This window comes from Blastococcus sp. TML/M2B, from assembly GCF_016612865.1.
In the GTDB taxonomy this organism is placed as follows: domain Bacteria; phylum Actinomycetota; class Actinomycetes; order Mycobacteriales; family Geodermatophilaceae; genus Blastococcus.
Window position 1 is genome coordinate 1,583,127 of the sequence record NZ_JAENZZ010000001.1, and the last position, 23,893, is coordinate 1,607,019.

A 23,893-nucleotide genomic window follows, 5' to 3' on the forward strand; every position below is an offset into this window, starting at 1 on the left:
CGCCGCGCGCGACACTGGGGGCATGACGACGACCAGCCCTCCGCAGCCCGGAGATCTCTCTCTTCCGGCGCGCCCGGGCTGGCCGGACGCCACCGGGCACTTCGGCATCTTCGGCGGCCGGTTCGTGCCCGAGGCGCTCATCGCCGCGCTCGACGAGCTGACCGAGGCCTACGAGGCCATGCGTGTCGACCCGGCGTTCCTCGAGGAGTTCGCCCGGCTGCAGCGGGACTACACCGGCCGGCCGAGCCCGGTCACCGAGGTGCCGAAGTTCGCCGCGCACGCCGGCGGCGCCCGGATCCTGCTCAAGCGCGAGGACCTCAACCACACCGGCTCGCACAAGATCAACAACGTGCTGGGCCAGGCGCTGCTCACCAAGCGGATCGGCAAGACCCGCGTGATCGCCGAGACCGGCGCCGGCCAGCACGGCGTGGCGACGGCGACCGCGGCCGCGCTCATGGGGCTGTCCTGCACCGTCTACATGGGCGAGGCGGACACCCGGCGCCAGGCGCTCAACGTGGCCCGCATGCGCCTGCTCGGCGCCGAGGTCATCCCGGTGACCACCGGCTCGCGCACCCTCAAGGACGCGATCAACGAGGCGTTCCGCGACTGGGTGACCAACGTGGAGACGACGAACTACGTCTTCGGCACCGTGGCCGGCCCGCACCCGTTCCCGGCGATGGTGCGGGACTTCCAGCGGGTCATCGGCGACGAGGCGCGCGCCCAGGTGCTCGAGCGCGAGGGCCGGCTGCCCGACGCCGTCCTGGCCTGCGTGGGCGGCGGCTCCAACGCGATCGGCATCTTCACCGCCTTCGTCGGCGACGAGGGCGTGCGGCTGGTGGGCCTGGAGGCCGGCGGCGACGGCGTCGGCACCGGCCGGCACGCGGCGACCATCACCGGCGGCACCCCCGGCGTGCTGCACGGGGCGCGCTCGTTCCTGCTGCAGGACGAGAACGGGCAGACCATCGAGTCGCACTCGATCAGCGCCGGCCTGGACTACCCGGGCGTCGGCCCCGAGCACAGCTACCTGCACCAGATCGGCCGCGCCGAGTACCGGCCGGTCACCGACGCCGAGGCCATGGAGGCCTTCGCCCTGCTCTGCCGGACCGAGGGGATCATCCCGGCCATCGAGTCGGCGCACGCGCTGGCGGGCGCGCTCGTGCTCGGCCGGGAGCTCGGGGCGTCGGGGGCCGGTGGGCGGGGAGGCGAGCCTCCTCTGCTGCTGGTGAACCTCTCGGGTCGCGGCGACAAGGACGTCGAGACGGCGTCCGCGTGGTTCGGGCTGGGCGAGGACGCCGCGCCGACCGACGAGGACGACCGGGCCGTGGAAGAGGGGCGCGGGGCCGACCCGGGCCCGGGCCTGGACACCCACCAGCAGCCGACCGAGGGTGCGGTCAGCAACGACCAGGCCGTCGCCGGCCAGGACGCGGGGGAGACGGCGTGACCAGCCGGCTGGCGCAGCGGATCGAGGCGGCGAAGGCCGAGGGGCGGGCGGCGCTGATCGCCTACCTGCCCGTCGGCTACCCGGACGTCGAGGGCTCGATCGAGGCGATGGTGGCCGCCGTGGAGGCCGGCGCCGACGTCATCGAGATCGGCGTCCCCTACAGCGACCCCGGCATGGACGGCCCGGTCATCCAGGAGGCCGTCGAGGTCGCGGTGCGCGCGGGCGTCGGCCTGCGGGACGTGTTCCGCGCGGTCGAGGCCGTCGCCGCCGCCGGCGCCGTCCCGGTGGTGATGACCTACTGGAACCCGGTCGAGCGCTACGGCGTCGAGCGGTTCGCCGACGACCTGGCCGCGGCCGGGGGAGCGGGGCTCATCACCCCGGACCTCATCCCCGACGAGGCCGGCGAGTGGATCGCCGCGGCCGAGCGGGCCGACCTCGACCGCGTCTTCCTCGTCGCCCCCTCGTCCACCGACGCGCGGCTGCGGTCGACGACGGCGGCCAGCCGGGGCTTCGTCTACGTCGCCTCGACGATGGGCGTCACCGGCGCCCGCGACACCGTGAGCGACGCCGCCCGCATCCTGGTCGCCCGCACCCGCGAGGCCCGGCCGGGCATCCCGCTGTGCGTGGGCCTGGGCGTCTCCAACGGCGCCCAGGCCGCCGAGCTCGCCGCCTTCGCCGACGGCGTCATCGTCGGCTCGGCCTACGTGCGGGAGCTGCTCGAGGGCCGCGGTGCCGACGGCGTCCGCGCGCTCACCGCCGACCTGGCCGCGGGCGTCCGCCGCGCGGGGGTGCCGGCATGACGGTGCTGGCGTCGATCCCGAGCCCCTCGCAGGGCGTCTGGGAGCTCGGGCCCTTCCCGCTGCGCGCCTACGCGCTGTGCATCATCGCCGGCATCGTGGCCGCGGCCTGGCTGACCGAGAAGCGCTGGATCGCCCGCGGCGGCGCCCCTGGCGACGTGCTGGACATCGCCACGTGGGCGGTGCCCTTCGGCATCGTCGGCGGCCGGCTCTACCACGTGATCACCAGCCCGCGGCCCTACTTCGGCGAGGGCGGTGACCCGCTCAAGGCCTTCGCCATCTGGGAGGGCGGCCTGGGCATCTGGGGCGCGATCGCGCTCGGCGGGGTGGGGGCGTGGATCGCCTGCCGCCGCCGTGGCATCCCGCTGCCGGCCTTCGGCGACGCCCTCGCGCCCGGCCTGCTCGTCGCCCAGGCGATCGGCCGGCTCGGCAACTGGTTCAACCAGGAGCTCTTCGGCGGCCCGACCGACCTGCCGTGGGGCCTGGAGATCGATCCCGTGCACCGGCCGGCGGAGTACCTCGACGTCGCCACCTTCCACCCGACGTTCCTCTACGAGTTGCTGTGGAACCTCGCCGCCGCGGCGCTGGTGATCTGGGCCGACCGCCGCTTCCGGCTCGCCCACGGCCAGGCGTTCGCGCTCTACGTGCTCAGCTACTGCACCGGCCGGCTGTGGATCGAGCTGCTGCGCACCGATCCGGCGGAGACCTTCTTCGGCGTGCGGCTCAACGTCTTCACCGCCGTCGTCGTCGGCCTGCTGGCCCTGGCCTACCTGGTGTCGCAGCGCGGCCGCCCCCGCGAGGTCATCACCCGCGGCGCCGAGTTCGCCGCGGCCGGGGGCCCGGCCGCCCCGTCACCGTCGCCGGACCGGGACGGGGACCCCGCCCGTGAGGATGATCACGAGCACCCCGGAACCGCGCGGCCGCCCGCCGACGGGTGAGGAGCGCCAACGACCAGCGGGAAGCTGCCGTGCTGCCGCGAACGTGATTTACGCAGCTGTTCGCCGTGTTACGGCTGTGTACGCTTCGGTCGGGCCCGCCGGCGATCCCGGACGGGCCCGAGTGTCGGACCGGGCCAGCGTCGCCCCGCGGACGACGGCCCGTCGGTGACGACCCGAGGGGCTCCCGCCTGCACACCCGGGTCGACCTCCCCTCCCGGGCTGCGCCGGCCTCCGCAGTGCTGTCCGCCAAGACCTTGACCACCGGCACGGGCTCCAGCCCCGCCCGCTCTCCTCGGGAGGAGACGGGCGCCGCCGACGACGGGAGTGACATGCCCGACCTCACCGCCCCCGCCGCTCCGAAGTCAGCCGTTCCGTTCTCCGCGGTTCCCGCTGCCTCCGGCCTCTACGACCCGGCCAACGACAAGGACGCCTGCGGTGTCGCCTTCGTGGCCGACGCCCGCGGACGCCGGTCGCGCGACATCGTCGCCAAGGGCCTCACCGCCCTGCACAACCTCGACCACCGCGGCGCCGCCGGCGCCGAGCCCAACTCGGGCGACGGCGCGGGCATCCTCACCCAGGTGCCCGACGCCCTGCTGCGCGCCAGCGTCGGGTTCGACCTGCCGCCGGCCGGCGAGTACGCGGTCGGCATCGCGTTCATGCCCGCCGACGACGCCGAGCGCGCCGCCCGCGTGGAGGACGTCGCCCGCCTCGCCGCCGAGGAGGGCCTGACCGTCCTGGGCTGGCGCGACGTGCCGATCGACCCCGAGGGTGCCGACCTCGGCCCCACGGCGCGCGCGGTCATGCCGCACTTCGCCCAGCTGTTCGTCGCCGAGACGATGGGCGCCCGCGCCGACGAGGCGGCCTTCGGCGGCAACGTCGAGTGCAACGGCGTCACCCGCCTGGAGCGGCGCTCCTTCGTGCTGCGCAAGCGTGCCGAGCGCGCCGCCGTCGACGCCGGCAGCTCGCTGTACATCGCCTCGCTGTCGTCCCGGACGATCACCTACAAGGGCATGCTGACCACCGACCAGCTGCCGCTGTTCTTCCCCGACCTGCGCGACGAGCGCTACGAGTCGGCGATCGCGCTGGTGCACAGCCGCTTCTCGACCAACACCTTCCCGAGCTGGCCGCTGGCCCACCCGTTCCGCTTCATCGCGCACAACGGCGAGATCAACACGATCAAGGGCAACCGCAACCGCATGCGGGCCCGCGAGGCGAAGCTGGCCACGGAGATGTTCGACGGTCCCGCCGGGCCGGCCTCCGAGCTCGGCCTGGACCGGATCTTCCCGGTCACCGCCAGCGACTTCAGCGACTCGGCGACCTTCGACGAGGTGCTGGAGCTGCTGCACCTGTCGGGCCGCTCGCTGCCGCACGCGGTGCTGATGATGATCCCGGAGGCGTGGGAGAACCACGACGAGATGGACCCGGCCCGCCGGGCCTTCTACCGGTTCCACTCCTCGATCATGGAGCCCTGGGACGGGCCCGCCGCGGTCTGCTTCACCGACGGCACGCTCATCGGCGCCGTCCTGGACCGCAACGGGCTGCGCCCGGGCCGCTGGTGGCACACCAAGGACGACCTGGTCGTGCTGGCCAGCGAGGTGGGCGTGCTCGACATCCCCGCCGCCGACATCGTGGCCAAGGGCCGGCTGCAGCCGGGCCGGATGTTCCTGGTCGACACCGCGTCGGGGCGCATCGTCTCCGACGAGGAGGTCAAGGGCGCCCTGGCCGCCGAGCACCCGTACGACGACTGGCTGCACGCCGGCCTCGTGCACCTGCCGACGCTGCCCGAGCGCCGCCGCTCGCGGCCCAGCCACGAGTCCGTCGTCCGCCGGCAGGCGCTGTTCGGCTACACGGAGGAGGAGCTGCGCGTCCTCGTCCAGCCGATGGCCGCCTCCGGCGCGGAGCCGATCGGCTCGATGGGCACCGACACCCCGATCGCGGCGCTGTCGGACCGCTCGCGGCTGCTCTACGACTACTTCGGGCAGCTGTTCGCCCAGGTGACCAACCCGCCGCTGGACGCCATCCGCGAGGAGCTGGTGACCAGCCTGGGCCGCACCTTCGGCCCCGAGCAGAACCTGCTCAAGGCCACCCCGGCCTCGGCCCGGCAGGTGTTCCTGCCGTTCCCGGTCATCGACAACGACGAGCTGGCCAAGATCCTGCACATCGACGACGACGGCGACCTGCCCGGGTACGCCGCCGTCCGGATCACCGGCCACTTCGACGTCAACGGCGGCGGCCCGGCCCTCGCCCAGGCCGTCGAGGAGCTGCGCACCAAGGTCTCGAAGGCGATCGCCGCCGGGGCCCGGATCATCGTGCTCTCCGACCGCGACTGCGACGAGCAGCGCGCGCCGATCCCGTCGCTGCTCATGACCGCTGCGGTCCACCACCACCTGGTGCGGGAGAAGACCCGCATGGAGGTCGGGCTGGTCGTCGAGTCCGGCGACTGCCGCGAGGTGCACCACGTCGCGCTGCTGCTCGGCTACGGCGCGGCCGCGGTCAACCCCTACCTGGCGTTCGAGTCGATCGAGGACCTCATCCGCGACGGCGCGCTCACCGGCGTCGAGCCGGCGCAGGCCGTCCGCAACATGGTCAAGGCGCTCGGCAAGGGCGTCCTCAAGGTCATGAGCAAGATGGGCATCAGCACCGTCGGCTCGTACACGATGGCGCAGATCTTCGAGGCCGTCGGCCTGTCCCAGGACCTCGTCGACGAGTACTTCACCGGGACCTCCGCGCCCCTGGGCGGCGTCGGCATCGACGTGCTCGCCGAGGAGGTGGCCATGCGCCACCGCCGCGCCTACCCGGACAACCCGACCGAGACCGCGCACCGCCGGCTCGAGGTCGGTGGCGAGTACCAGTGGCGCCGCGAGGGCGAGATCCACCTGTTCAACCCCGAGACGGTGTTCCTGCTGCAGCACGCGACCCGGTCGCGTCAGTACGACGTGTTCCAGAAGTACACCGACACCGTCGACCGGCTCAGCGCGGAGGCCTCGACGCTGCGCGGGCTCTTCGAGCTCAAGACCGGCGTCCGCCCGCCCGTGCCGCTCGAGGAGGTCGAGCCGGTCAGCGAGATCGTCAAGCGGTTCCAGACCGGTGCGATGAGCTACGGCTCCATCTCGCAGGAGTCGCACGAGACCCTCGCGATCGCCATGAACCGGCTGGGCGGCAAGTCCAACACCGGTGAGGGCGGCGAGGACCCCGACCGGTTCACCCCCGACCCGAACGGCGACCTGCGCCGCTCGGCGATCAAGCAGGTGGCCAGCGGCCGGTTCGGCGTCACCAGCGAGTACCTGGTCAACGCTGACGACATCCAGATCAAGATGGCCCAGGGGGCCAAGCCCGGCGAGGGCGGCCAGCTGCCCGGCGGCAAGGTCTACCCGTGGGTGGCGCGCACCCGGCACTCCACGCCGGGCGTGGGCCTGATCAGCCCGCCGCCGCACCACGACATCTACTCGATCGAGGACCTCAAGCAGCTCATCCACGACCTGAAGAACGCCAACGACCAGGCGCGGATCAACGTCAAGCTGGTCGCCGAGGTCGGCGTCGGCACGGTCGCGGCCGGCGTGAGCAAGGCGCACGCCGACCTGGTGCTCATCTCCGGTCACGACGGCGGGACGGGCGCGGCACCGCTGACCTCGCTCAAGCACGCCGGCTCCCCGTGGGAGCTCGGCCTGGCCGAGACCCAGCAGACCCTGCTGGCCAACGGGCTGCGCGACCGCATCGTCGTGCAGGCCGACGGCCAGATGAAGACCGGCCGCGACGTGATCATCGCGGCGCTGCTGGGGGCCGAGGAGTTCGGTTTCGCCACCGCACCGCTGGTCGTCGCCGGCTGCGTGATGATGCGGGTCTGCCACCTCGACACCTGCCCCGTGGGCGTCGCGACGCAGAACCCGGAGCTGCGCAAGCGGTTCACCGGGCGGCCGGAGTTCGTCGTCACCTTCTTCGAGTTCCTGGCCGAGCAGGTGCGCGAGTACCTCGCCGAGCTGGGTTTCCGCACGCTGGACGAGGCGGTCGGCCACGCCGAGCTGCTCGACACCCGGCAGGCGGTCGACCACTGGAAGGCCGCAGGTCTGGACCTGTCGCCGCTGCTCGTCGTCCCGGAGCTGCCCGAGGGCGCGCCGCGCCGCAAGGTGCGCGACCAGGACCACGGCCTCGACGTCGCGCTGGACCAGACGCTGATCCAGCTCTGCGAGGGCGCGCTGCTCGACGCCCGCCCGGTCACCCTCGAGCTGCCGGTGCGGAACGTGAACCGCACCGTCGGCACGATGCTGGGCTCGATGGTCACCCGGCGGTTCGGGGGAGAGGGGTTGCCCGACGGCACGATCGACCTCACCTTCGGCGGGTCGGCTGGGCAGTCGTTCGGCGCCTTCGTGCCGCGCGGCATCACCATGCGGCTCTACGGCGACGCCAACGACTACGTCGGCAAGGGCCTCTCCGGCGGCCGGATCGTCGTCCGCCCCTCGCGGGAGGCGCCGTTCGCCGCCGAGGACAACGTCATCGCCGGCAACGTGATCGGCTACGGCGCGACCGGTGGCGAGATCTTCCTGCGCGGCCGGGTGGGCGAGCGGTTCTGCGTCCGCAACTCCGGTGCGCTCGCCGTCGTCGAGGGCGTGGGGGACCACGCGCTCGAGTACATGACCGGCGGCCGCGCGGTGATCCTCGGCCCGACCGGGCGGAACATCGCGGCCGGCATGTCCGGCGGCATCGGCTACGTGCTCGACCTGGCCCGGCACCGGGTCAACGGCGAGATGGTCGACGTCGAGCCGCTGGACGGCGAGTCGGCCCAGTGGCTGCGGGACGTGCTCGTGCGCTACGCCGAGGAGACCGAGTCGCCGGTGGCCGGTGCGCTGCTGGCCGACTGGGGCCGCTGGTCGGCCCAGTTCAGCGTGATCATGCCGCGGGACTACAAGCGGGCGCTGGACGCGCAGCGCATGGCCGAGGCCAACGGGACCGATGTCGATCTCGCAGTGATGGAGGCCGCTCGTGGCTGAGACGCGCTACGCAACCGAAAGTCTCACGGCGACCGCGCAGGAGGGCTGTGCACGTGGCTGACACCACCGGATTCCTGAAGTTCGAGCGGGAGCTGCCGCCGCGGCGGCCCGTGGAGCTGCGCATCCGTGACTGGAAGGACGTCTACACGGCCCGCCAGAACGGCGAGGACCCGCTGTTCCCGACGGCCGAGGTGCGCAAGCAGGCGGCGCGCTGCATGGACTGCGGCATCCCGTTCTGCCACCACGCGTGCCCGCTGGCCAACCTGATCCCGGAGTGGAACGACCTGGCCCGCCGCGACGACTGGCACGACGCCATCGAGCGGCTGCACGCGACCAACAACTTCCCGGAGTTCACCGGGAAGCTGTGCCCGGCGCCGTGCGAGGGCTCCTGCGTGCTCAACCTGCAGGAGTCGCCGGTCGCCATCAAGCAGATCGAGTGGGAGATCATCGACCGGGCCTGGGACGAGGGCTGGGTCGAGCCGCAGTCGCCCGCCGAGCGCACCGGCAAGAAGGTCGCCGTCGTCGGCTCCGGGCCGGCCGGGCTCGCCGCCGCCCAGCAGCTCACCCGGGCCGGGCACGAGGTCACCGTGTACGAGCGGGCCGACCGCATCGGCGGGCTGCTCCGCTACGGCATCCCCGAGTTCAAGATGGAGAAGGCCGTCCTCGACCGGCGGCTGGACCAGATGCGCGCCGAGGGCACCCGGTTCGTCACCGGTGTGGAGGTCGGCGGCCCCGGTGCCGACGACCTGTCCAGCGAGCAGCTGCGGGCCGAGTACGACGCCGTCGTCCTCGCCGGTGGCGCGACGGTCGGGCGCGACCTGCCCGCCCCGGGCCGGGAGCTGAACGGCATCCACCTGGCGATGGAGTACCTGCCGATGGGCAACCGCCAGGCGCTCGGCGAGCTCGACGACCCGCCGATCAACGCCGCCGGCAAGCGCGTGGTGATCATCGGTGGCGGTGACACCGGGGCCGACTGCCTCGGTACCGCGCACCGCCAGGGAGCGGCCTCGGTCACGCAGCTGGAGATCATGCCCGCGCCGCCGGACCGCCGGGACGCGGGCGCCAACCCCTGGCCCACCTACCCGATGATCATGCGGGTCTCCAGCGCCCACGAGGAGGGCGGGGAGCGGCTGTACTCGGTCAACACCGAGCGCTTCCTGGGTCATGAGGAGGGCCCCGCCCACGGCAACGTGCGGGCGCTGCTGCTGCACGAGGTGGAGCGGGTCGACGGCCGGTTCCAGAAGATCGAGGGCACCGAGCGCGAGCTGCCGGCCGACCTCGTCTTCCTCGCCATGGGCTTCACCGGCGCGCAGCGCACCGGCCTGCTCGACGCCCTCGGCGTGGAGATGGACCAGCGGGACAACGTCGTCCGCGACGCCGAGTTCATGTCGACCGTCCCCGGCGTCTTCGTGGCCGGTGACATGGGCCGCGGGCAGTCGCTCATCGTGTGGGCGATCGCCGAGGGCCGCGCCGCGGCCGCCGCCGCGGACACCTGGCTCACCGGCGCCTCGGCGCTGCCCCGCCCGGTGACCCCCACGGCCGTGGCCCTGCGGTAGCACCGCGCTCCTCCGGAGCGCTCTCCTCCCGGCCCCGCGACCACGACCCGGTCGCGGGGCCGGGGCGTGTGTGGGGAACCGCTCCCGGGCGCGATGCGGTCCGGAGGACTGCGGTGAACTAGCGTTCCCACCATGTCCCGCCGCGCCAAGATCGTCTGCACCCTGGGTCCGGCGACCAGCTCTCCGGAGCAGGTCATCGCCCTCGTCGAATCGGGCATGGACGTCGCCCGCCTGAACTTCAGCCACGGGGCGCACGACGACCACGCCGCGGCCTACCAGCGGGTGCGGGAGGCCTCCGACCGGACCGGCCACGCCGTCGCCGTCCTGGCCGACCTGCAGGGCCCCAAGATCCGGCTGGGCACCTTCTCCGAGGGCCCGGTCGAGTGGCCCACCGGCAGCCAGGTGATCATCACCGTCGACGACGTCCAGGGCACCGCCGAGCGGGTGTCCACGACCTACAAGGACCTCGCCAACGACGTCGCCGTCGGCGACCGGCTGCTGGTCGACGACGGCAAGCTGGCGCTCACCGTGCTGTCGGTCCACGGCCCCGACGTCACCTGCCTGGTCATCGAGGGCGGCCCGGTCTCGAACAACAAGGGCCTGTCGCTGCCCGGCGTCTCGGTGAGCGTGCCGGCGCTGTCGGACAAGGACGAGCTCGACCTGCGCTTCGCGCTGCGGCTGGGCGTGGACTTCATCGCGCTGTCCTTCGTCCGCTCCGGCTCCGACGCCGAGCTGGTGCGCGAGATCATGCGCCAGGAGGACGTCGAGGTCCCGGTCATCGCCAAGCTGGAGAAGCCCGAGGCGGTGGAGCGGCTGGACGAGATCGTCGAGGCGTTCGACGGGATCATGGTCGCCCGCGGCGACCTCGGCGTGGAGCTGCCGCTGGAGCAGGTGCCGCTGGTGCAGAAGCGCGCCATCCAGGCCGCGCGCGAGCGCAACAAGCCGGTCATCGTGGCCACCCAGATGCTCGAGTCGATGATCGTCAACTCGCGGCCCACCCGCGCCGAGGCCTCCGACGTCGCCAACGCCGTGCTCGACGGCGCCGACGCGGTGATGCTCTCCGGTGAGACGTCGGTCGGCGCGCACCCGATCGCCGCCGTCCGCACGATGGAGCGGATCATCGACGCGGTCGAGAGCGACCACGCCGCCGTGCCCGAGGTGGCCCGCCGCTCGCGGTCCCGCTCCGGGGCGATCGTGCGCGCGGCCAAGGACGTCGGCGAGGCGCTCGACGTCAAGGCGCTGGCCACCTTCACGCAGACCGGCGAGACCGCCCGGCGGCTCTCCTCGCTGCACCCGCGCCAGCCGCTGCTGGCCTTCACCGTCGACCCCGCCGTCCGCAGCCGGCTGGCGCTCACCTGGGGCGTGGAGACCTTCCTCGTGCCCGAGGTGTCGCACACCGACGACATGGTCGCCCAGGTGGACTTCTCGCTGCTGTCGATCGGCCGGCTCAAGGTCGGCGACCGGGTCGTGGTGGTGGCGGGCAGCCCGCCCAACACCGTCGGCTCGACCAACCTGATCCGCGTCCACGAGGTGGGAACCGACTCATGACCGCCAGCGACGGCACGACCCAGGCCGCGGCCCTCATGTCGGTGCTCGCCCTCGAGGAGCGCGAGCCCGACCTGTTCGTCGGCAAGACGCCCGACACGACGATGCAGCGCATCTTCGGCGGCCAGGTGGCCGGCCAGGCGCTCATGGCGGCGGCCCTGACGCTGCCCGAGGGCCGCTCGGTGCACTCGCTGCACTCGTACTTCCTCCGCCCGGGCGACCCGAACGAGGAGATCCGCTACGCCGTCGAGCGGATGCGCGACGGGCGCACGTTCAGCACCCGGCGGGTGGTCGCCTGGCAGCGCCGCGGCGAGAAGGACGCGGCGATCTTCGCGCTCACCGCCGACGCCTCCGCGGGGGAGGCCGCCTACGCCGAGCACGCGCTCCCGATGCCCGACGTCCCGGAGCCGGAGAGCCTGCCGACGTTCCTCGAGCTGCTGGCCAGCCGCGGCGAGGAAGGACGCGCGGCGATGAGCATCGGCCAGGCCGTGGAGCAGCGGATGCTCGAGCACCCCTTCCACCGCCCGCCCAAGACCTACCCCGACACCAAGTCCTGGGCCTGGATGCGGGTGGCCGGGCGACTGCCCGACGACCAGGCCGTGCACGCCGCTGCCCTGACCTTCGCCAGCGACCTGAGCCTGCTCGGTGCGGGCACCGCACGCATGGGCGGCGGCTGGGGCCGCACCGCGGGCTCGAGCCTGGACCACGCGGTCTGGTTCCACCAGCCCGTGCGCGCCGACGAGTGGTTCCTCTACGAGACCGACAGCCCGGCGGCGTCGCACGGCCGGGCGCTGTGCTTCGGCCAGATCTGGGCCCAGGACGGCACCCACATCGCGACGGTCACCCAGCAGGGCCTCATCCGCTCGCTCTGAGGCCGCCGCCCGCCCGCCGCCTACTCGGCGGCGGCGGGCTCCTGCGGGCGCTCGTCGGCGGGCCGCTCATCAGCCGGCTGCTCGGGCTCGCCGACCGGTGCCGCGGCCTGCTCGGCGTCGGCCCGCTCGCTCTCGGCCCGCTCGCTCTCGGCCCGCTCGCGCTCGGCCCGCTCGCGCTCGGCCCGCTCGCGCTCGGCCTGCCGGGCGGCGGCCTGCTCCGCGGCCTGGGCGGCGAAGTCGGCGGCCAGCCAGTCGTGGCCCTCGCGCAGCAGCGTCCACACCCGCTCGACGTGGGCGCGGGTGGTCGACGGGGCGCCGACGGCGATCCGGAGCACCGCCCGGCCGCCGACGGTGGTGTGGGTCAGGAACACCTCGCCGCCGTCGTTGAGCCGCTCGAGCAGGGTCATCGTGGCGACGTCGGCGTCGACGCCCGAGGGCCACCGCGGGGTCAGGCAGACCAGCGACAGCGGGTGCGGGGTGAGGACGTCGAAGCGCTCGTCGGCCTCGGCCCACCCGGCGAGCTCCTGGGCAAGGGCGACCGACCCGCGGATGTGCGCGCGCAGCCCCTCGGCGCCGTACCAGCGGAGCACGAACCACAGCTTGAGCGCGCGGAAGCGGCGGCCGAGCGGGACCTGCCAGTCGCGGTAGTCGACGACGGTGCCGGCGTCGGTGGCGGCGTTGCGCAGGTACTCGGGGAGGATCGCCAGCGCGCCGGTGAGGGCGGCCCGGTCGGCGACCCAGAACAGGGTGGCGTCGAAGCCGGTGAGCAGCCACTTGTGCGCGTCGGTGGTGTAGCTGTCGGCCCACTCGACGCCGTCCTGCAGGTGCCGCAGCTCCGGGACGACGGCGCTGACGCCGGCGTAGGCGGCGTCGACGTGCAGCCAGGCGCCGAACTTCTGGCAGACCGGGCCGATGGCGGCCAGCGGGTCGACGGCGGTGGTGGAGGTGGTGCCGACGGTCGCGCAGACCAGCACCGGGGTGTAGCCGCGGGCGACGTCGCGCTCCATGCGGGCGGCGAGCGCGCCGGGGTTCATCGCCAGGTCGCCGTCCACCTCGACGATGCGGACGGCGTCGCTGCCCAGGCCGGCGATGCGGACGGCCTTCTCCATGGAGGAGTGCGTCTCGGCGGAGACGTAGACGGTGGCCCGCTCGGGCTCGACGCCGCGGCGCACGGTGGCGCCGCCGCTGGCCCGGTGCAGGGCGGCCAGGAGGGCGACGAGGTTGGCCCCGGAGCTGGAGTCCTGGACGACGCCGCCGCCGGTGCCGGTGGAGCGGAAGGAGGCGGGCAGGCCGAGCAGCTCGGCGAACCAGTCCATGACGTGCTGCTCGAGCTCGGTGGCGGCCGGGCTGGTCACCCACGACATGCCCTGCACGCCTAGGCCGGCGGAGACCAGGTCGCCGAGGACCGAGGGCCCGGAGGTGTTGGCCGGGAAGTACCCGAAGAAGCCGGGGTGCTGCCAGTGGGTGAGCCCGGGCACGACGACGCGGTCGAGGTCGCCCAGGACGTCGGCGAACGGCTCGCCCCGCTCCGGCGGGGCCTCGGGCAGCGCGGCCCGCACGTCGCCGGGAGCGACCGTCGACCGCACGGGCAGCGACCCGACCCGCGACCAGTAGTCGGCGATCCAGTCCACGACCTCGTGGCCGTGCTGCCGGAACTGCTCAGGAGTCATGTGCGGCGCGGGCTCGGTCACGCTGAACACCCTAGGCGGGCCGGTGGGGCCGACCCCCGCTACCGCCGCAGCTGCGCGAGTACCGCACCGCACCGCGGTACCGAGCCCATCACCGCGGTACCGGGGGACCGCCGGAGGCGGTGTCGCGCCGAGCGGGGGCCCGGAGGGTCCCCGACGAACGGCAGGGAAGGGCTCCGAGCACAGGGGGAACGGCACGTGGCCGCGTTCGTCGTCCGCAGGACGACAAAGACAACCCAGTGCCCCCGGTGCGACTCGAACGCACACTGCGCGGGTTTTGAATCCGCTCCCTCTGCCGATTGGGGTACGGGGGCGCGCCGGCCGGGCCGGCAGCCGGGTCAGCGTAACCGGGGCGGTCAGGGGCCTGACGTCGCTAGGCTCAGCCCCGTGAGCAGCGCGCCGGCCAGGGTTCTCATCGCCGAGGACGAAGCACTCATCCGTCTCGACCTCAAGGAGATGCTCGAGGAGGAGGGGTACGAGGTCGTCGCCGAGGTGGGCGACGGCCAGCAGGCGGTGGACCGCGCGGCGGAGCTGGCACCGGACCTGGTGATCCTGGACATCCAGATGCCGGTGCTCGACGGGCTGTCACGGCGGCGGAGCAGATCGCGGCGGCGCGGATCGCTCCCGTCATCGTGCTGACGGCGTTCAGCCAGCGGGAGCTGGTGGAGCGGGCCCGTGACGCCGGCGCGATGGCCTACCTGGTGAAGCCGTTCTCGAAGCACGACCTGGTGCCGGCGATCGAGGTGGCGCGGGGCAGGTTCGCGGAGATGGCGGCGCTGGACGGCGAGGTGCGCACGCTGGAGGAGCGGTTGGCGGCCCGGCAGGTTGTGGAGAAGGCCAAGGGTCTGCTGATGGCTGCGCGCGGCGTGACCGAGGCGGACGCGTTCCGCTGGCTGCAGCGCTCCGCCATGAACGAGCGGACGTCGATGCGGGTGCTCGCGGAGCGAATCCTGGCCGACGGCGTACCTCCTGAGGCCGGCGCCACCTGAGCGTCGGCGGCGCCGTCGATGTAGCGGCTCCAATGCGTCGGTGACCTGTCGATCGTCGGTATCGGAAACTGTCCGCCTACGAAGTTGCGGGACGGTCTCGGGGTGGCCCTCCGACCCCGCCGTGGCGCCCGTTCCGGCCCGGTCAGGGACGCGATCACGAGACGGTCACGAATCGTCGGGGGCCGCTCAAACTCGCGCGGGGAGCGCCCTACTGTTTGCCAGCCGCTCCCCACCGGGACGGCGATCGACCACCGGCGGAGCGAACAGCGATCCGCCGATCTGGCTCTGGAGGACATGTGCGTTTCTCGGTCAAGACGGGCGCGCCCCTGCTCGCCATGGCGCTGGCTCTCACCGCCTGCGGCACGTCGGGCGGCGACGACGAGGAGGCCTCGGGCAGCGGCGGCGAGGCCGGCACCTGCGAGGACGTCGCCATCGGTTACTTCGGGGCCCTGACCGGCTCCGCGGCGAACCTCGGCATCAACATCCGCAACGGTGTGCAGCTGGCCGTGGACCAGTTCAACGAGGAGAACGCCGACTGCCAGGTGGCGCTGGAGGAGTACGACTCCGCCGGTGACCCCAACCAGGCGACCGGTCTGGCCACGCAGGCCATCGGTGACGACTCGGTCATCGGCATCGTCGGCCCCGCCTTCTCGGGCGAGTCCGACACCGCCGGCCCGATCTTCTCCGAGGGCGGGCTGCCGACCATCTCCGCGTCGGCCACCAACCCCGACCTGTCGACCAACGGCTGGGACACCTTCCACCGCGTCCTCGGCAACGACGCCAGCCAGGGCCCGGCGGCGGCGAGCTACATCGCCGACGTGCTCAAGAGCGAGAAGGTGTTCGTCGTCGACGACGCCTCCGCTTACGGCGCCGGCCTGGCCGAGATCGTCGAGGAGAGCGCCGGTGACGCCGTCGTCGGCACCGACACGATCCAGACCGGTCAGACCGACTTCTCGGCGACCGTGACCGCCATCCGCAGCTCGGGTGCCGACTCGGTCTTCTTCGGCGGCTACTACGCCGAGGCCGGCCTGCTCGTCCAGCAGATGCGCGGCGCCGGTGTCGAGGCGACGTTCGTCGTCGCCGACGGCGTGAAGGACCCTGCGGCTTCATCGAGGCCGCCGGCGACGCCGCCGAGGGCACCATCATCACCTGCCCCTGCCTCCCCCCGGAGGAGAGCCAGGACTTCTACACCGCCTTCGAGGACGCTTTCGGCTCCGCGCCGGCGACCTACTCGGCCGAGGCCTACGACGCTGCCAACGTGATGCTCCAGGGCATCCTCGAGGGCAACACCGACCGCGAGTCGCTGCTCGAGTGGATCAACGACTACGAGGGCGAGGGCATCACCAAGTCGATCAAGTTCGACGAGAACGGTGAGCCGGAGAACATCTCGGTCTGGGCCTACAAGGTGGAGAACGGCGAGATCGTCGCCGACCAGGAGATCGAGACCGACTGATCTCCTCCTGACCCACCAGTGCGCGGCCGGGCCTCCTCCTTGAGGAGACCCGGCCGCGTCGCCACCTGCCTACCGGAGACCTCGTGTCATTCCTGATCGACAACTTCGTCGAGCTCACCGTCACCGGTCTCGTGCTCGGCGCCGTCTACGGCCTCGTCGCCCTCGGCTACACGCTGGTCTACGGCGTGCTCCAGCTGATCAACTTCGCCCACTCCGAAGTCTGGATGTTCGGCAGCTTCGCCGCGGTCTGGGTGACCGTGGCCCTGGGCGTCGCCCCGGGCAGCGCGCTGCCGATCGTCATCGGAGTCCTGCTGCTGGCCCTGCTGGCCGCCATGACCGTCAGCGGTGGTGTCGCGCTGCTCCTCGAGCGCGTGGCCTACCGCCGGCTCATCCGTCTCGACGCCCCGAAGCTCGTCGCGCTCATCAGCGCCATCGGCGCCAGCTTCGCCCTCGCCGAGCTCATGGGTCTGCGCGACCGCGTGGCCGGCTGGCTCGGGCTGCGCGACACGCTCGACCCGTACGTGCGCTCCGCGCGCGACAACACCCGCTTCCGGAACCCCCTCGAGACCGAGGGGGTGTTCTCCGTGGGCGGGTACACGGTCACCAACGTCGACATCATCATCATCGTCAGCGCCATCCTCATGATGGTGGCGCTGGACCAGTTCATCCGGCGCACCCGCACCGGTCGTGGCATCCGCGCGGTGGCCCAGGACTCCGAGGCCGCCGCGCTCATGGGCGTCAACCGCAACCGCGTCATCCGCGCGACGTTCCTCGTCGGCGGGATCATGGCCGGCGCGGCCGCGCTGCTCTACCTGATGCGCTTCGGCGTGACCCGCTGGAACGCCGGCTTCCTGCTCGGCGTGAAGGCGTTCACCGCCGCCGTCCTCGGGGGCATCGGCAACGTCCGCGGCGCTCTGCTGGGCGGCTTCGTGCTCGGCCTGGCCGAGAACTACGGGTCGGCGCTGATCGGATCCGAGTGGCGCGACGTCGTCGCGTTCCTGCTGCTGGTCGTCATCCTGCTGTTCCGCCCCACGGGGCTGCTCGGCGAGAGCCTGGGGAGGGCCCGCGCATGACTCAGGGAAAGGCTTCCCCCGACACCGAGCCGAGCGCAGCCCGCTCGGCCTGGGGCCCCCGGCTGGGCTGGGACCGCGGTGCGCTCGCCCGCCGGATCACCGCCCTGCCCGTGCCCGCGAAGTGGACGCTCATCGGCGCGTTCGTGGTGTTCCTCTACGCGCTGCCGCTGCTGGAGATCCCGATCCTCAGCACGCCGGACACCGACTTCGGCGCGGTGCTCTTCACGGTGGCCAGCTACGTGCTGGTCGCCCTGGGGCTCAACGTCGTCCTCGGTTACGCCGGTCTGCTGGACCTCGGGTACGTCGGGTTCTACGCGATCGGCGCCTACACGGTCGCCGTGTTCGGCTCGCTCCAGGCGCAGCTGTCCTGGTGGCTGCTGATCCCGATGGCGGTGGTCTTCACCACCATCTCCGGCGTCCTGCTGGGTGCGCCCACGCTGCGCGTCCGGGGCGACTACCTGGCGATCGTCACGCTGGGGTTCGGCGAGATCATCCGGCTCACCGCGCTCAACACCGACTGGCTGGGCGCGGCCAAGGGCATCACCGGCGTCCCGCGTCCGCCCAGCGTGGAGCTCTTCGAGATCCCGCACCTCCAGTGGGAGGGCGCGACGGCCGTCATCGACCTCGACGACACGACGACGTTCCTCGTGTTCGGCGTGGCCGACCAGGCGCCGTACTACTGGCTCGCGCTCACGGTGATCTTCATCGTCCTGGGTGCCGACCGGATGCTGCGGCTCTCCCGCGTCGGCCGGGCCTGGGAGGCGACCCGTGAGGACGAGGACGCCGCCGAGCTCATGGGCGTCCCGACGTTCCGGTTCAAGCTGCTGGCCTTCGCCTCGGGCGCGTTCATCGGTGGCCTCTCGGGCGCCCTGTTCGCCTCGCGGCAGGGGTTCATCAACCCCGAGTCCTTCCAGCTGCTGCTGAGCATCCTGTTCGTGGCCGCGGTGGTCGTCGGCGGTGCCGGCAACCGCTGGGGCGTCATCATGGGTGCGATCGTGGTGGCCTACCTGCCGGAGCGGTTCCGCGGCTTCGAGGAGTGGCGCCTGCTGGTCTTCGGCATGGCCCTGCTCATCCTGGCCAACTTCCGCCCGCAGGGGTTGATCCCACCGAGGCGCACCAGACGCGCCCAAGCCGTCGACGAACAGCTCGAGGCACTCGAGGAGGGGACCGATCGTGTCTGAGATCCCCGTGGCCGAGCAGCCCCGCGCCCGGGAGGGCGCGGCGCTGCTGTCGGTCGACGACGTCAGCATCCAGTTCGGCGGGCTCAAGGCGCTGGACCGCGTGAGCTTCGACGTGCGCGAGGGCGAGATCCTCGGGCTCATCGGGCCCAACGGCGCCGGCAAGACGACCTGCTTCAACGTGATGACCGGCGTCTACCAGCCCACCTCCGGCGAGGTCCGCTTCGCCGGTCAGCCGCTGGGCCGGCGCAAGCGGTTCGCGATCACCCGCCTCGGCATCGCGCGCACGTTCCAGAACATCCGGCTGTTCGGCAACATGACGGCGCTGGAGAACGTGCTGGTGGGTGCCGACGCCCACCACCGCACGAACGTGGTCGACGCGCTGTTCCGCTCGCCGCGGCACCGCCGCGAGGAGCGCGAGGGCGAGCAGACCGCCCGCGACGTCATGCGCTTCCTCGGTCTCGAGCGGAAGGCCGACGAGCTGGCCCGCAACCTCTCCTACGGCGACCAGCGCCGGCTGGAGATCGCCCGGGCCATGGCGACCAAGCCCAAGCTGCTCTGCCTGGACGAGCCGGCCGCCGGGTTCAACCCGGCGGAGAAGGCCCAGCTCATGGACCTCATCCGGCGGATCCGCGACCGCGGCCTCACCGTGCTGCTCATCGAGCACGACATGAGCCTGGTCATGGGCGTGAGCGACCGGGTCGCCGTGCTGGAGTTCGGCCGCAAGATCGCCGAGGGCTCGCCGGCGGAGGTCCGGAACGACCCCGCGGTCATCGCCGCCTACCTCGGCACCGAGGTCGACGATCTCGACGACGAGGAGGCGAACCTCTGATGCTGCTCGAGGTCGAGGGGCTGTGCGTCAACTACGGGCGCATCGAGGCCATCCGGGACATCACGTTCTCCGTCGAGCAGGGGTCGGTGGTCACCCTCATCGGGGCCAACGGCGCGGGCAAGACGACGACGCTGAAGACGCTGTCCGGGCTGCGCAAGGTGCGTGCGGGCTCGGTGCGCTTCCAGGGTCGGGACGTCACGCACATGGCCTCGCACGAGCGGGTGCCGCTGGGCATCAGCCAGTCGCCCGAGGGGCGGCGGATCTTCCCGGGGATGTCCGTCGTGGAGAACCTGGACATGGGCGCCTACGCGCGCGCGGACCGGGCGAAGACGCGGTCGGCGGACCTGGAGCGGGTCTTCGGGCTGTTCCCGCGGCTGCTGGAGCGGCGGGACCAGGCGGCCGGCACGATGTCCGGCGGCGAGCAGCAGATGCTGGCGATCGGGCGGGCGCTCATGTCGCACCCGACGCTGCTGCTGCTGGACGAGCCCTCCATGGGGCTGGCGCCGAAGCTGATCCAGCAGATCTTCAGCATCATCAAGGAGATCCGCGAGCAGGGCACCACCATCCTGCTGGTCGAGCAGAACGCCGCGCAGGCGCTCAAGATCGCCGACAGCGCCTACATCCTGGAGACCGGTGAGATCGTGCGCACCGGCACCGGGCGAGAGCTGGCGGCCGACGACAGCGTGCGGGCGGCCTACCTCGGTGGTGACGTCTGACCGGCTGACCCGGCCGGCGGGGCCCGGACGTCCTCGGACGTCCGGGCCCCGCTGCGTTCGGCGGCGCCGGCTGCCGGTGGCACCTGCGGGTCTGTGGTGCGCCGCCTGGTTGCTCACCGCCCGGTCGCTTTCCGCACCGCGCGTCCCGCCCGTCACACGGGGCGGCGCGCCGCCGTCACCCCGTGTGGGCGGGGCGGCACGCTGCGCTCAATTCGTCCAGGGAGGCAGCTGTGCCGGGAGTCGCATCGCGATCCAGGGTGGTCACGCGGGTCGCACGTCCCGAGGACCTGCCCGTCGTCCTGGACCTGGTCCGCCAGCACCGGTCCGAGGCGCACGCCGAGGAGGTGCTGACCGGCCACCCGCCGGTGCACGCCGCCGGCGCCGGCTTCCGCCGCCTGCTCGAGGACGGCGGGCACCAGGTGGTCCTGGCCGTCCTGCCGGGGGCCGACGGCTGCCCGGAGACCGGGGTCGCCGTGGGCCTGGCGGTGCTGGGCCTGGACCCGCTGTCGCTGGTGCTGGGCACCCCGCAGGTCACCGTGGACACCTTCGTCGTGCACCGCGACCACCGGCGCTCCGGCGTCGGTGCCGCCCTGCTCGCCGCCGCCGCCGGCTACGCGCGGGCCAACGGTGCGGCGCACGTCGTCGCCGCCGTGGCCCAGGAGGCCGACCGGCAGCGGTTCTTCGCGCGCATGGGCTTCGCTCCGCTCACCACCCGCCGGATCGCCTCGGTGCACACCCTCGGCCGGTCGCTGGCCGCCTGGCAGCGCCGCCGGCTCGGGATCCTGCCGCTGCCGCGGCGGGTGCCCGCCATGGCCCGGCGGCGCGGGGTGCCGCCGCTGCCCTCGGCACCTGCCGGCCGCTGACCGGCCGGCAGGCGACGGGCGTCAGGTGCGGTCGGCCAGGGTCATCGTGGTCAGCCGTGCGGTGGCCGTCTGCCGGCCTTCGTCGTCGGTGACCTGGATGAGGAACGTCGACAGCGTGCGGCCGCGGCGCACCGGGGTGCAGACCGCGGTCACCGTGCCCGAGGTCGCGGCGCGCAGGTAGCTGGCGTTCAGCTCCACGCCGACGACCTGCTTGCCCGGGCCCGCGCCGATCGCACCGGCCACCGAGCCGATCGTCTCGACCAGCGCGCAGGTGGCCCCGCCGTGCAGCAGGCCGAAGGGCTGCTCGTTGCCGGCCACCGGCATGGTCGCCACCAGCCGGTCGGGGGTGTAGTCGACGATCTCGATGCCCAGCTTGTCGTCCAGCGGGCTGAGCGCGTGGCCGGGCAGCCATTCGGGGGGAGGAGTGCTCACCCCGGCACCGTAGCCACCCCGTCCCGGGGTCGCCCGGCCCCGGGTGTCGGTGCCCGCACCTAGGATCGGAACCGATGTCCGCTCCGGTCTCCACCTCCGCGCCCGCCACCCCTGCCAGCACGGGCACGCGCCCCCGGCTGCTGCTCCTCGACGGTCACTCGCTGGCCTACCGCGCCTTCTTCGCGCTCCCGGTCGAGAACTTCTCCACCACGACCGGGCAGCCGACCAACGCGGTCTACGGCTTCACCTCGATGCTGATCAACATCCTGCGCGACGAGCAGCCCTCGCACCTGGCCGTGGCGTTCGACGTCGGCCGCAAGACCTTCCGCAGCGAGATCTTCGCCGAGTACAAGGCCAACCGGGCCGAGAGCCCGACCGACTTCCGCGGCCAGGTCAGCCTCGTGCAGGAGGTGCTCGGCGCGCTGCGCGTGCCGGTCATCACCGCCGAGGGCTACGAGGCCGACGACGTCATCGCCACGCTCACCGTGCAGGCGGTCGAGCAGGGGATGGACGTGCTCATCGCCACCGGCGACCGCGACGCGCTGCAGCTGGTCAACGAGCACGTCACCGTGCTCTACCCGCGCAAGGGCGTCTCGGACATGACCCGGTTCACCCCCGACGCGGTCGAGGAGAAGTACGGCCTCACCCCGACGCAGTACCCGGACTTCGCCGCGCTGCGCGGCGACCCGAGCGACAACCTGCCCAGCATCCCGAGCGTGGGGGAGAAGACCGCGGCCAAGTGGGTGCGCGAGTACGGCTCGCTGGACGCGCTGGTCGACCAGGTGGACACCGTCAAGGGCAAGGTCGGCGAGAAGCTGCGCGAGCACCTCTCCTCGGTGATGCAGAACCGCCGGCTCACCGAGCTCGACCGGTCGGTGCCCCTCGAGGTGGGCCCGCAGGACCTCGCCGTCCAGGCCTGGGACCGCAACGAGGTGCACACCCTCTTCGACAACCTGCAGTTCCGCGTGCTGCGCGAGCGGCTGTTCGCCACGCTCTCCAGCGCCGAGCCGGAGGTCGAGGGCGGCTTCGAGGTCGTCCTCGACGAGCTCTCGCGCGGCGAGCTGGCGGAGTGGCTGGACACCTACGCGCAGGGGCGCACCGGGGTGATCTTCCGCGGGAGCTGGGGCCGAGGCGTCGGCGAGCTCGCCGGCCTCGGGCTGGCCGGCAGCGACGACCACGCCACCTTCGTCGACCTGGGCCCCGGCCTCGAGGTCGCCGACGAGCAGGCGCTCGCCGCCTGGCTCGCCGACCCCGACCGGCCGAAGGTCGTGCACGAGGTCAAGGGCCCGCTGCTGGCGATCTGGTCGCGCGGGTGGGAGCTCGAGGGCGTGGTCAGCGACACCGCGCTGGCCGCCTACCTGGCGATGCCCGGCCAGCGGTCGTTCGACCTCGCGGACCTCGCCGTCCGGTACCTCCGGCGCGAGCTCAAGGACACCGCCGAGCCCGAGGGCCAGCTGACCCTCGACGGGCTCGGCCCGTCCGAGGACGACGTCGCCCGCGAGGCCGCGCACGCCGACGTGCTCAAGGCCGTCGCGGTCAACGACCTCTCCGACGCGCTGGAGACGGTGCTGGGGGAGAAGGGCGGCGACGCGCTGCTCGGCGGCATCGAGCTTCCGCTCACCCGCGTGCTGGCCGCCATGGAGTACCGCGGCATCGCCGTCGACCTGGACTTCCTGCGCGACCTGCAGCAGGAGTTCGCCGACGGCGTCGCCCAGGCGGCAGCGGAGTGCTACGCCGTGATCGGCCGCGAGGTGAACCTGGGCTCGCCGAAGCAGCTGCAGGCGGTGCTCTTCGACGAGCTCGGCCTGCCGAAGACGAAGAAGAACAAGACCGGGTACACGACCGACGCCGACGCGCTCACCTCGCTGCTGGCCTCGACCGGGCACCCGTTCCTCGAGCACCTGCTGCGGCACCGCGACGTGACCCGTTTGCGCACCGTCATCGACGGGCTCATCCCGATGGTCGACGACGCCTCGCGGATCCACACCACGTTCCAGCAGACGATCGCCGCCACCGGCCGGCTCTCCTCGACCGACCCCAACCTGCAGAACATCCCGATCCGCACCGCCGAGGGCCGCCGGATCCGGCAGGCGTTCGTCGTCGGGCAGGGCTACGAGTCGCTGATGACGGCGGACTACAGCCAGATCGAGATGCGCATCATGGCGCACCTCTCCGGCGACGAGGGCCTGATCGAGGCCTTCACGTCGGGGGAGGACCTGCACTCCTTCGTCGCCTCGCGGGCCTTCGACATCCCGATCAGCGAGGTCGACCCGGAGATGCGCCGGCGGATCAAGGCGATGAGCTACGGGCTCGCGTACGGGCTGTCGGCCTACGGGCTGTCCGGGCAGCTGCGCATCTCCGTCGAGGAGGCGCGCGAGCAGATGAACGCCTACTTCGAGCGGTTCGGCGGCATCCGCGACTACCTCGACGGGGTCGTCGACGACGCCCGGCAGACCGGGTACACCGAGACGACGCTGGGCCGCCGCCGTTACCTCCCCGACCTCACCAGCGACAACGGCCAGCGCCGGCAGATGG

Annotated in this window: 18 protein-coding genes, 1 tRNA gene and 1 pseudogene; 17 read left to right on the forward strand and 3 right to left on the reverse strand. The window is 72.8% G+C overall.

Annotated elements, in window-relative coordinates:
• The first annotated feature begins 22 nt into the window (after nucleotides 1-22).
• From trpB to JKP75_RS07755, 7 genes are all read left to right on the forward strand, one after another.
• On the forward strand, nucleotides 23-1,441 hold the full coding sequence (trpB, locus tag JKP75_RS07725; protein ID WP_200491909.1) for a tryptophan synthase subunit beta: 1,419 nt from the start codon (nucleotides 23-25) through the stop codon (nucleotides 1,439-1,441).
• Complete coding sequence (trpA, locus tag JKP75_RS07730; protein ID WP_200492907.1) at nucleotides 1,438-2,241, forward strand: tryptophan synthase subunit alpha; 804 nt, start codon at nucleotides 1,438-1,440, stop codon at nucleotides 2,239-2,241. The genes trpB and trpA overlap by 4 nt, the downstream gene beginning before the upstream one ends.
• Nucleotides 2,238-3,176, forward strand: coding sequence for a prolipoprotein diacylglyceryl transferase (lgt, locus tag JKP75_RS07735; RefSeq protein WP_200491908.1), 939 nt, complete (start codon nucleotides 2,238-2,240; stop codon nucleotides 3,174-3,176). The genes trpA and lgt overlap by 4 nt, the downstream gene beginning before the upstream one ends.
• A gap of 329 nt (nucleotides 3,177-3,505) precedes the next feature.
• Complete coding sequence (gltB, locus tag JKP75_RS07740) at nucleotides 3,506-8,161, forward strand: glutamate synthase large subunit (RefSeq protein WP_200491907.1); 4,656 nt, start codon at nucleotides 3,506-3,508, stop codon at nucleotides 8,159-8,161.
• A 53-nt stretch (nucleotides 8,162-8,214) separates the two neighbouring features.
• On the forward strand, nucleotides 8,215-9,717 hold the full coding sequence (locus tag JKP75_RS07745; RefSeq protein ID WP_200491906.1) for a glutamate synthase subunit beta: 1,503 nt from the start codon (nucleotides 8,215-8,217) through the stop codon (nucleotides 9,715-9,717).
• A 132-nt stretch (nucleotides 9,718-9,849) separates the two neighbouring features.
• Nucleotides 9,850-11,265, forward strand: coding sequence for a pyruvate kinase (gene pyk / locus JKP75_RS07750; protein WP_200491905.1), 1,416 nt, complete (start codon nucleotides 9,850-9,852; stop codon nucleotides 11,263-11,265).
• Nucleotides 11,262-12,134 carry an acyl-CoA thioesterase II gene (locus JKP75_RS07755; protein ID WP_200491904.1) on the forward strand — a complete coding sequence of 291 codons (873 nt, stop codon included), beginning with the start codon at nucleotides 11,262-11,264 and terminating at the stop codon, nucleotides 12,132-12,134. Before pyk ends, JKP75_RS07755 begins: the two co-directional genes overlap by 4 nt.
• Before the next feature lie 20 nt (nucleotides 12,135-12,154).
• Here JKP75_RS07755 and JKP75_RS07760 read toward each other — a convergent pair whose 3' ends face one another.
• Both JKP75_RS07760 and JKP75_RS07765 read right to left on the reverse strand, forming a co-directional pair.
• The gene (locus JKP75_RS07760) at nucleotides 12,155-13,825 is read right to left on the reverse strand and encodes a pyridoxal-dependent decarboxylase (protein WP_309229625.1); all 1,671 of its coding nucleotides are present in this window, start codon (nucleotides 13,823-13,825) and stop codon (nucleotides 12,155-12,157) included.
• A gap of 237 nt (nucleotides 13,826-14,062) precedes the next feature.
• Nucleotides 14,063-14,136 (reverse strand) — tRNA-Leu (locus JKP75_RS07765).
• 73 nt (nucleotides 14,137-14,209) lie between these two features.
• Between JKP75_RS07765 and JKP75_RS20875 the strand changes: the two genes are divergently transcribed.
• From JKP75_RS20875 to JKP75_RS20885, 9 genes are all read left to right on the forward strand, one after another.
• A complete protein-coding gene (locus tag JKP75_RS20875) occupies nucleotides 14,210-14,461 on the forward strand; it encodes a response regulator (RefSeq protein ID WP_309229626.1) in 252 nt (83 codons plus the stop codon).
• Nucleotides 14,455-14,811, forward strand: coding sequence for an ANTAR domain-containing protein (locus tag JKP75_RS23355; protein WP_309229627.1), 357 nt, complete (start codon nucleotides 14,455-14,457; stop codon nucleotides 14,809-14,811). The genes JKP75_RS20875 and JKP75_RS23355 overlap by 7 nt, the downstream gene beginning before the upstream one ends.
• A 296-nt stretch (nucleotides 14,812-15,107) precedes the next feature.
• Nucleotides 15,108-16,073 carry a branched-chain amino acid ABC transporter substrate-binding protein gene (locus JKP75_RS07775; protein WP_200492908.1) on the forward strand — a complete coding sequence of 322 codons (966 nt, stop codon included), beginning with the start codon at nucleotides 15,108-15,110 and terminating at the stop codon, nucleotides 16,071-16,073.
• Nucleotides 16,070-16,264, forward strand: coding sequence for a hypothetical protein (locus JKP75_RS07780; protein ID WP_200492909.1), 195 nt, complete (start codon nucleotides 16,070-16,072; stop codon nucleotides 16,262-16,264). The genes JKP75_RS07775 and JKP75_RS07780 overlap by 4 nt, the downstream gene beginning before the upstream one ends.
• 83 nt (nucleotides 16,265-16,347) lie before the next feature.
• Complete coding sequence (locus JKP75_RS07785) at nucleotides 16,348-17,337, forward strand: branched-chain amino acid ABC transporter permease (protein ID WP_309229628.1); 990 nt, start codon at nucleotides 16,348-16,350, stop codon at nucleotides 17,335-17,337.
• Nucleotides 17,334-18,518 carry a branched-chain amino acid ABC transporter permease gene (locus tag JKP75_RS07790; protein ID WP_200491901.1) on the forward strand — a complete coding sequence of 395 codons (1,185 nt, stop codon included), beginning with the start codon at nucleotides 17,334-17,336 and terminating at the stop codon, nucleotides 18,516-18,518. Before JKP75_RS07785 ends, JKP75_RS07790 begins: the two co-directional genes overlap by 4 nt.
• Nucleotides 18,511-19,347 (forward strand): ABC transporter ATP-binding protein, encoded by an 837-nt coding sequence (locus JKP75_RS07795; protein WP_309229629.1) that lies wholly within the window; start codon nucleotides 18,511-18,513, stop codon nucleotides 19,345-19,347. The genes JKP75_RS07790 and JKP75_RS07795 overlap by 8 nt, the downstream gene beginning before the upstream one ends.
• Complete coding sequence (locus tag JKP75_RS07800) at nucleotides 19,347-20,063, forward strand: ABC transporter ATP-binding protein (protein WP_200491900.1); 717 nt, start codon at nucleotides 19,347-19,349, stop codon at nucleotides 20,061-20,063. The genes JKP75_RS07795 and JKP75_RS07800 overlap by 1 nt, the downstream gene beginning before the upstream one ends.
• Before the next feature lie 257 nt (nucleotides 20,064-20,320).
• Nucleotides 20,321-20,926 carry a GNAT family N-acetyltransferase gene (locus JKP75_RS20885; protein ID WP_200491899.1) on the forward strand — a complete coding sequence of 202 codons (606 nt, stop codon included), beginning with the start codon at nucleotides 20,321-20,323 and terminating at the stop codon, nucleotides 20,924-20,926.
• Between the two features lie 21 nt (nucleotides 20,927-20,947).
• On the opposite strand, the gene JKP75_RS07810 is transcribed toward JKP75_RS20885, so the two are convergent.
• Nucleotides 20,948-21,358 (reverse strand): PaaI family thioesterase, encoded by a 411-nt coding sequence (locus JKP75_RS07810; RefSeq protein WP_200491898.1) that lies wholly within the window; start codon nucleotides 21,356-21,358, stop codon nucleotides 20,948-20,950.
• 74 nt (nucleotides 21,359-21,432) lie between these two features.
• Here JKP75_RS07810 and polA point away from each other — a divergent pair.
• Nucleotides 21,433-23,853 (forward strand): annotated as a pseudogene (polA, locus tag JKP75_RS07815) (DNA polymerase I); the annotation flags it as partial.
• Between the last annotated feature and the right edge of the window lie 40 nt (nucleotides 23,854-23,893).

Bases quoted from the DNA above. Each gene is read 5' to 3' on its own strand.
- trpB (WP_200491909.1), top strand. From the start codon at position 23: ATGACGACGACCAGCCCTCCGCAGCCCGGAGATCTCTCTCTTCCGGCG.
- lgt (WP_200491908.1), top strand. From the start codon at position 2,238: ATGACGGTGCTGGCGTCGATCCCGAGCCCCTCGCAGGGCGTCTGGGAG.
- gltB (WP_200491907.1), top strand. From the start codon at position 3,506: ATGCCCGACCTCACCGCCCCCGCCGCTCCGAAGTCAGCCGTTCCGTTC.
- pyk (WP_200491905.1), top strand. From the start codon at position 9,850: ATGTCCCGCCGCGCCAAGATCGTCTGCACCCTGGGTCCGGCGACCAGC.
- JKP75_RS07755 (WP_200491904.1), top strand. From the start codon at position 11,262: ATGACCGCCAGCGACGGCACGACCCAGGCCGCGGCCCTCATGTCGGTG.
- JKP75_RS07790 (WP_200491901.1), top strand. From the start codon at position 17,334: ATGACTCAGGGAAAGGCTTCCCCCGACACCGAGCCGAGCGCAGCCCGC.
- JKP75_RS07800 (WP_200491900.1), top strand. From the start codon at position 19,347: ATGCTGCTCGAGGTCGAGGGGCTGTGCGTCAACTACGGGCGCATCGAG.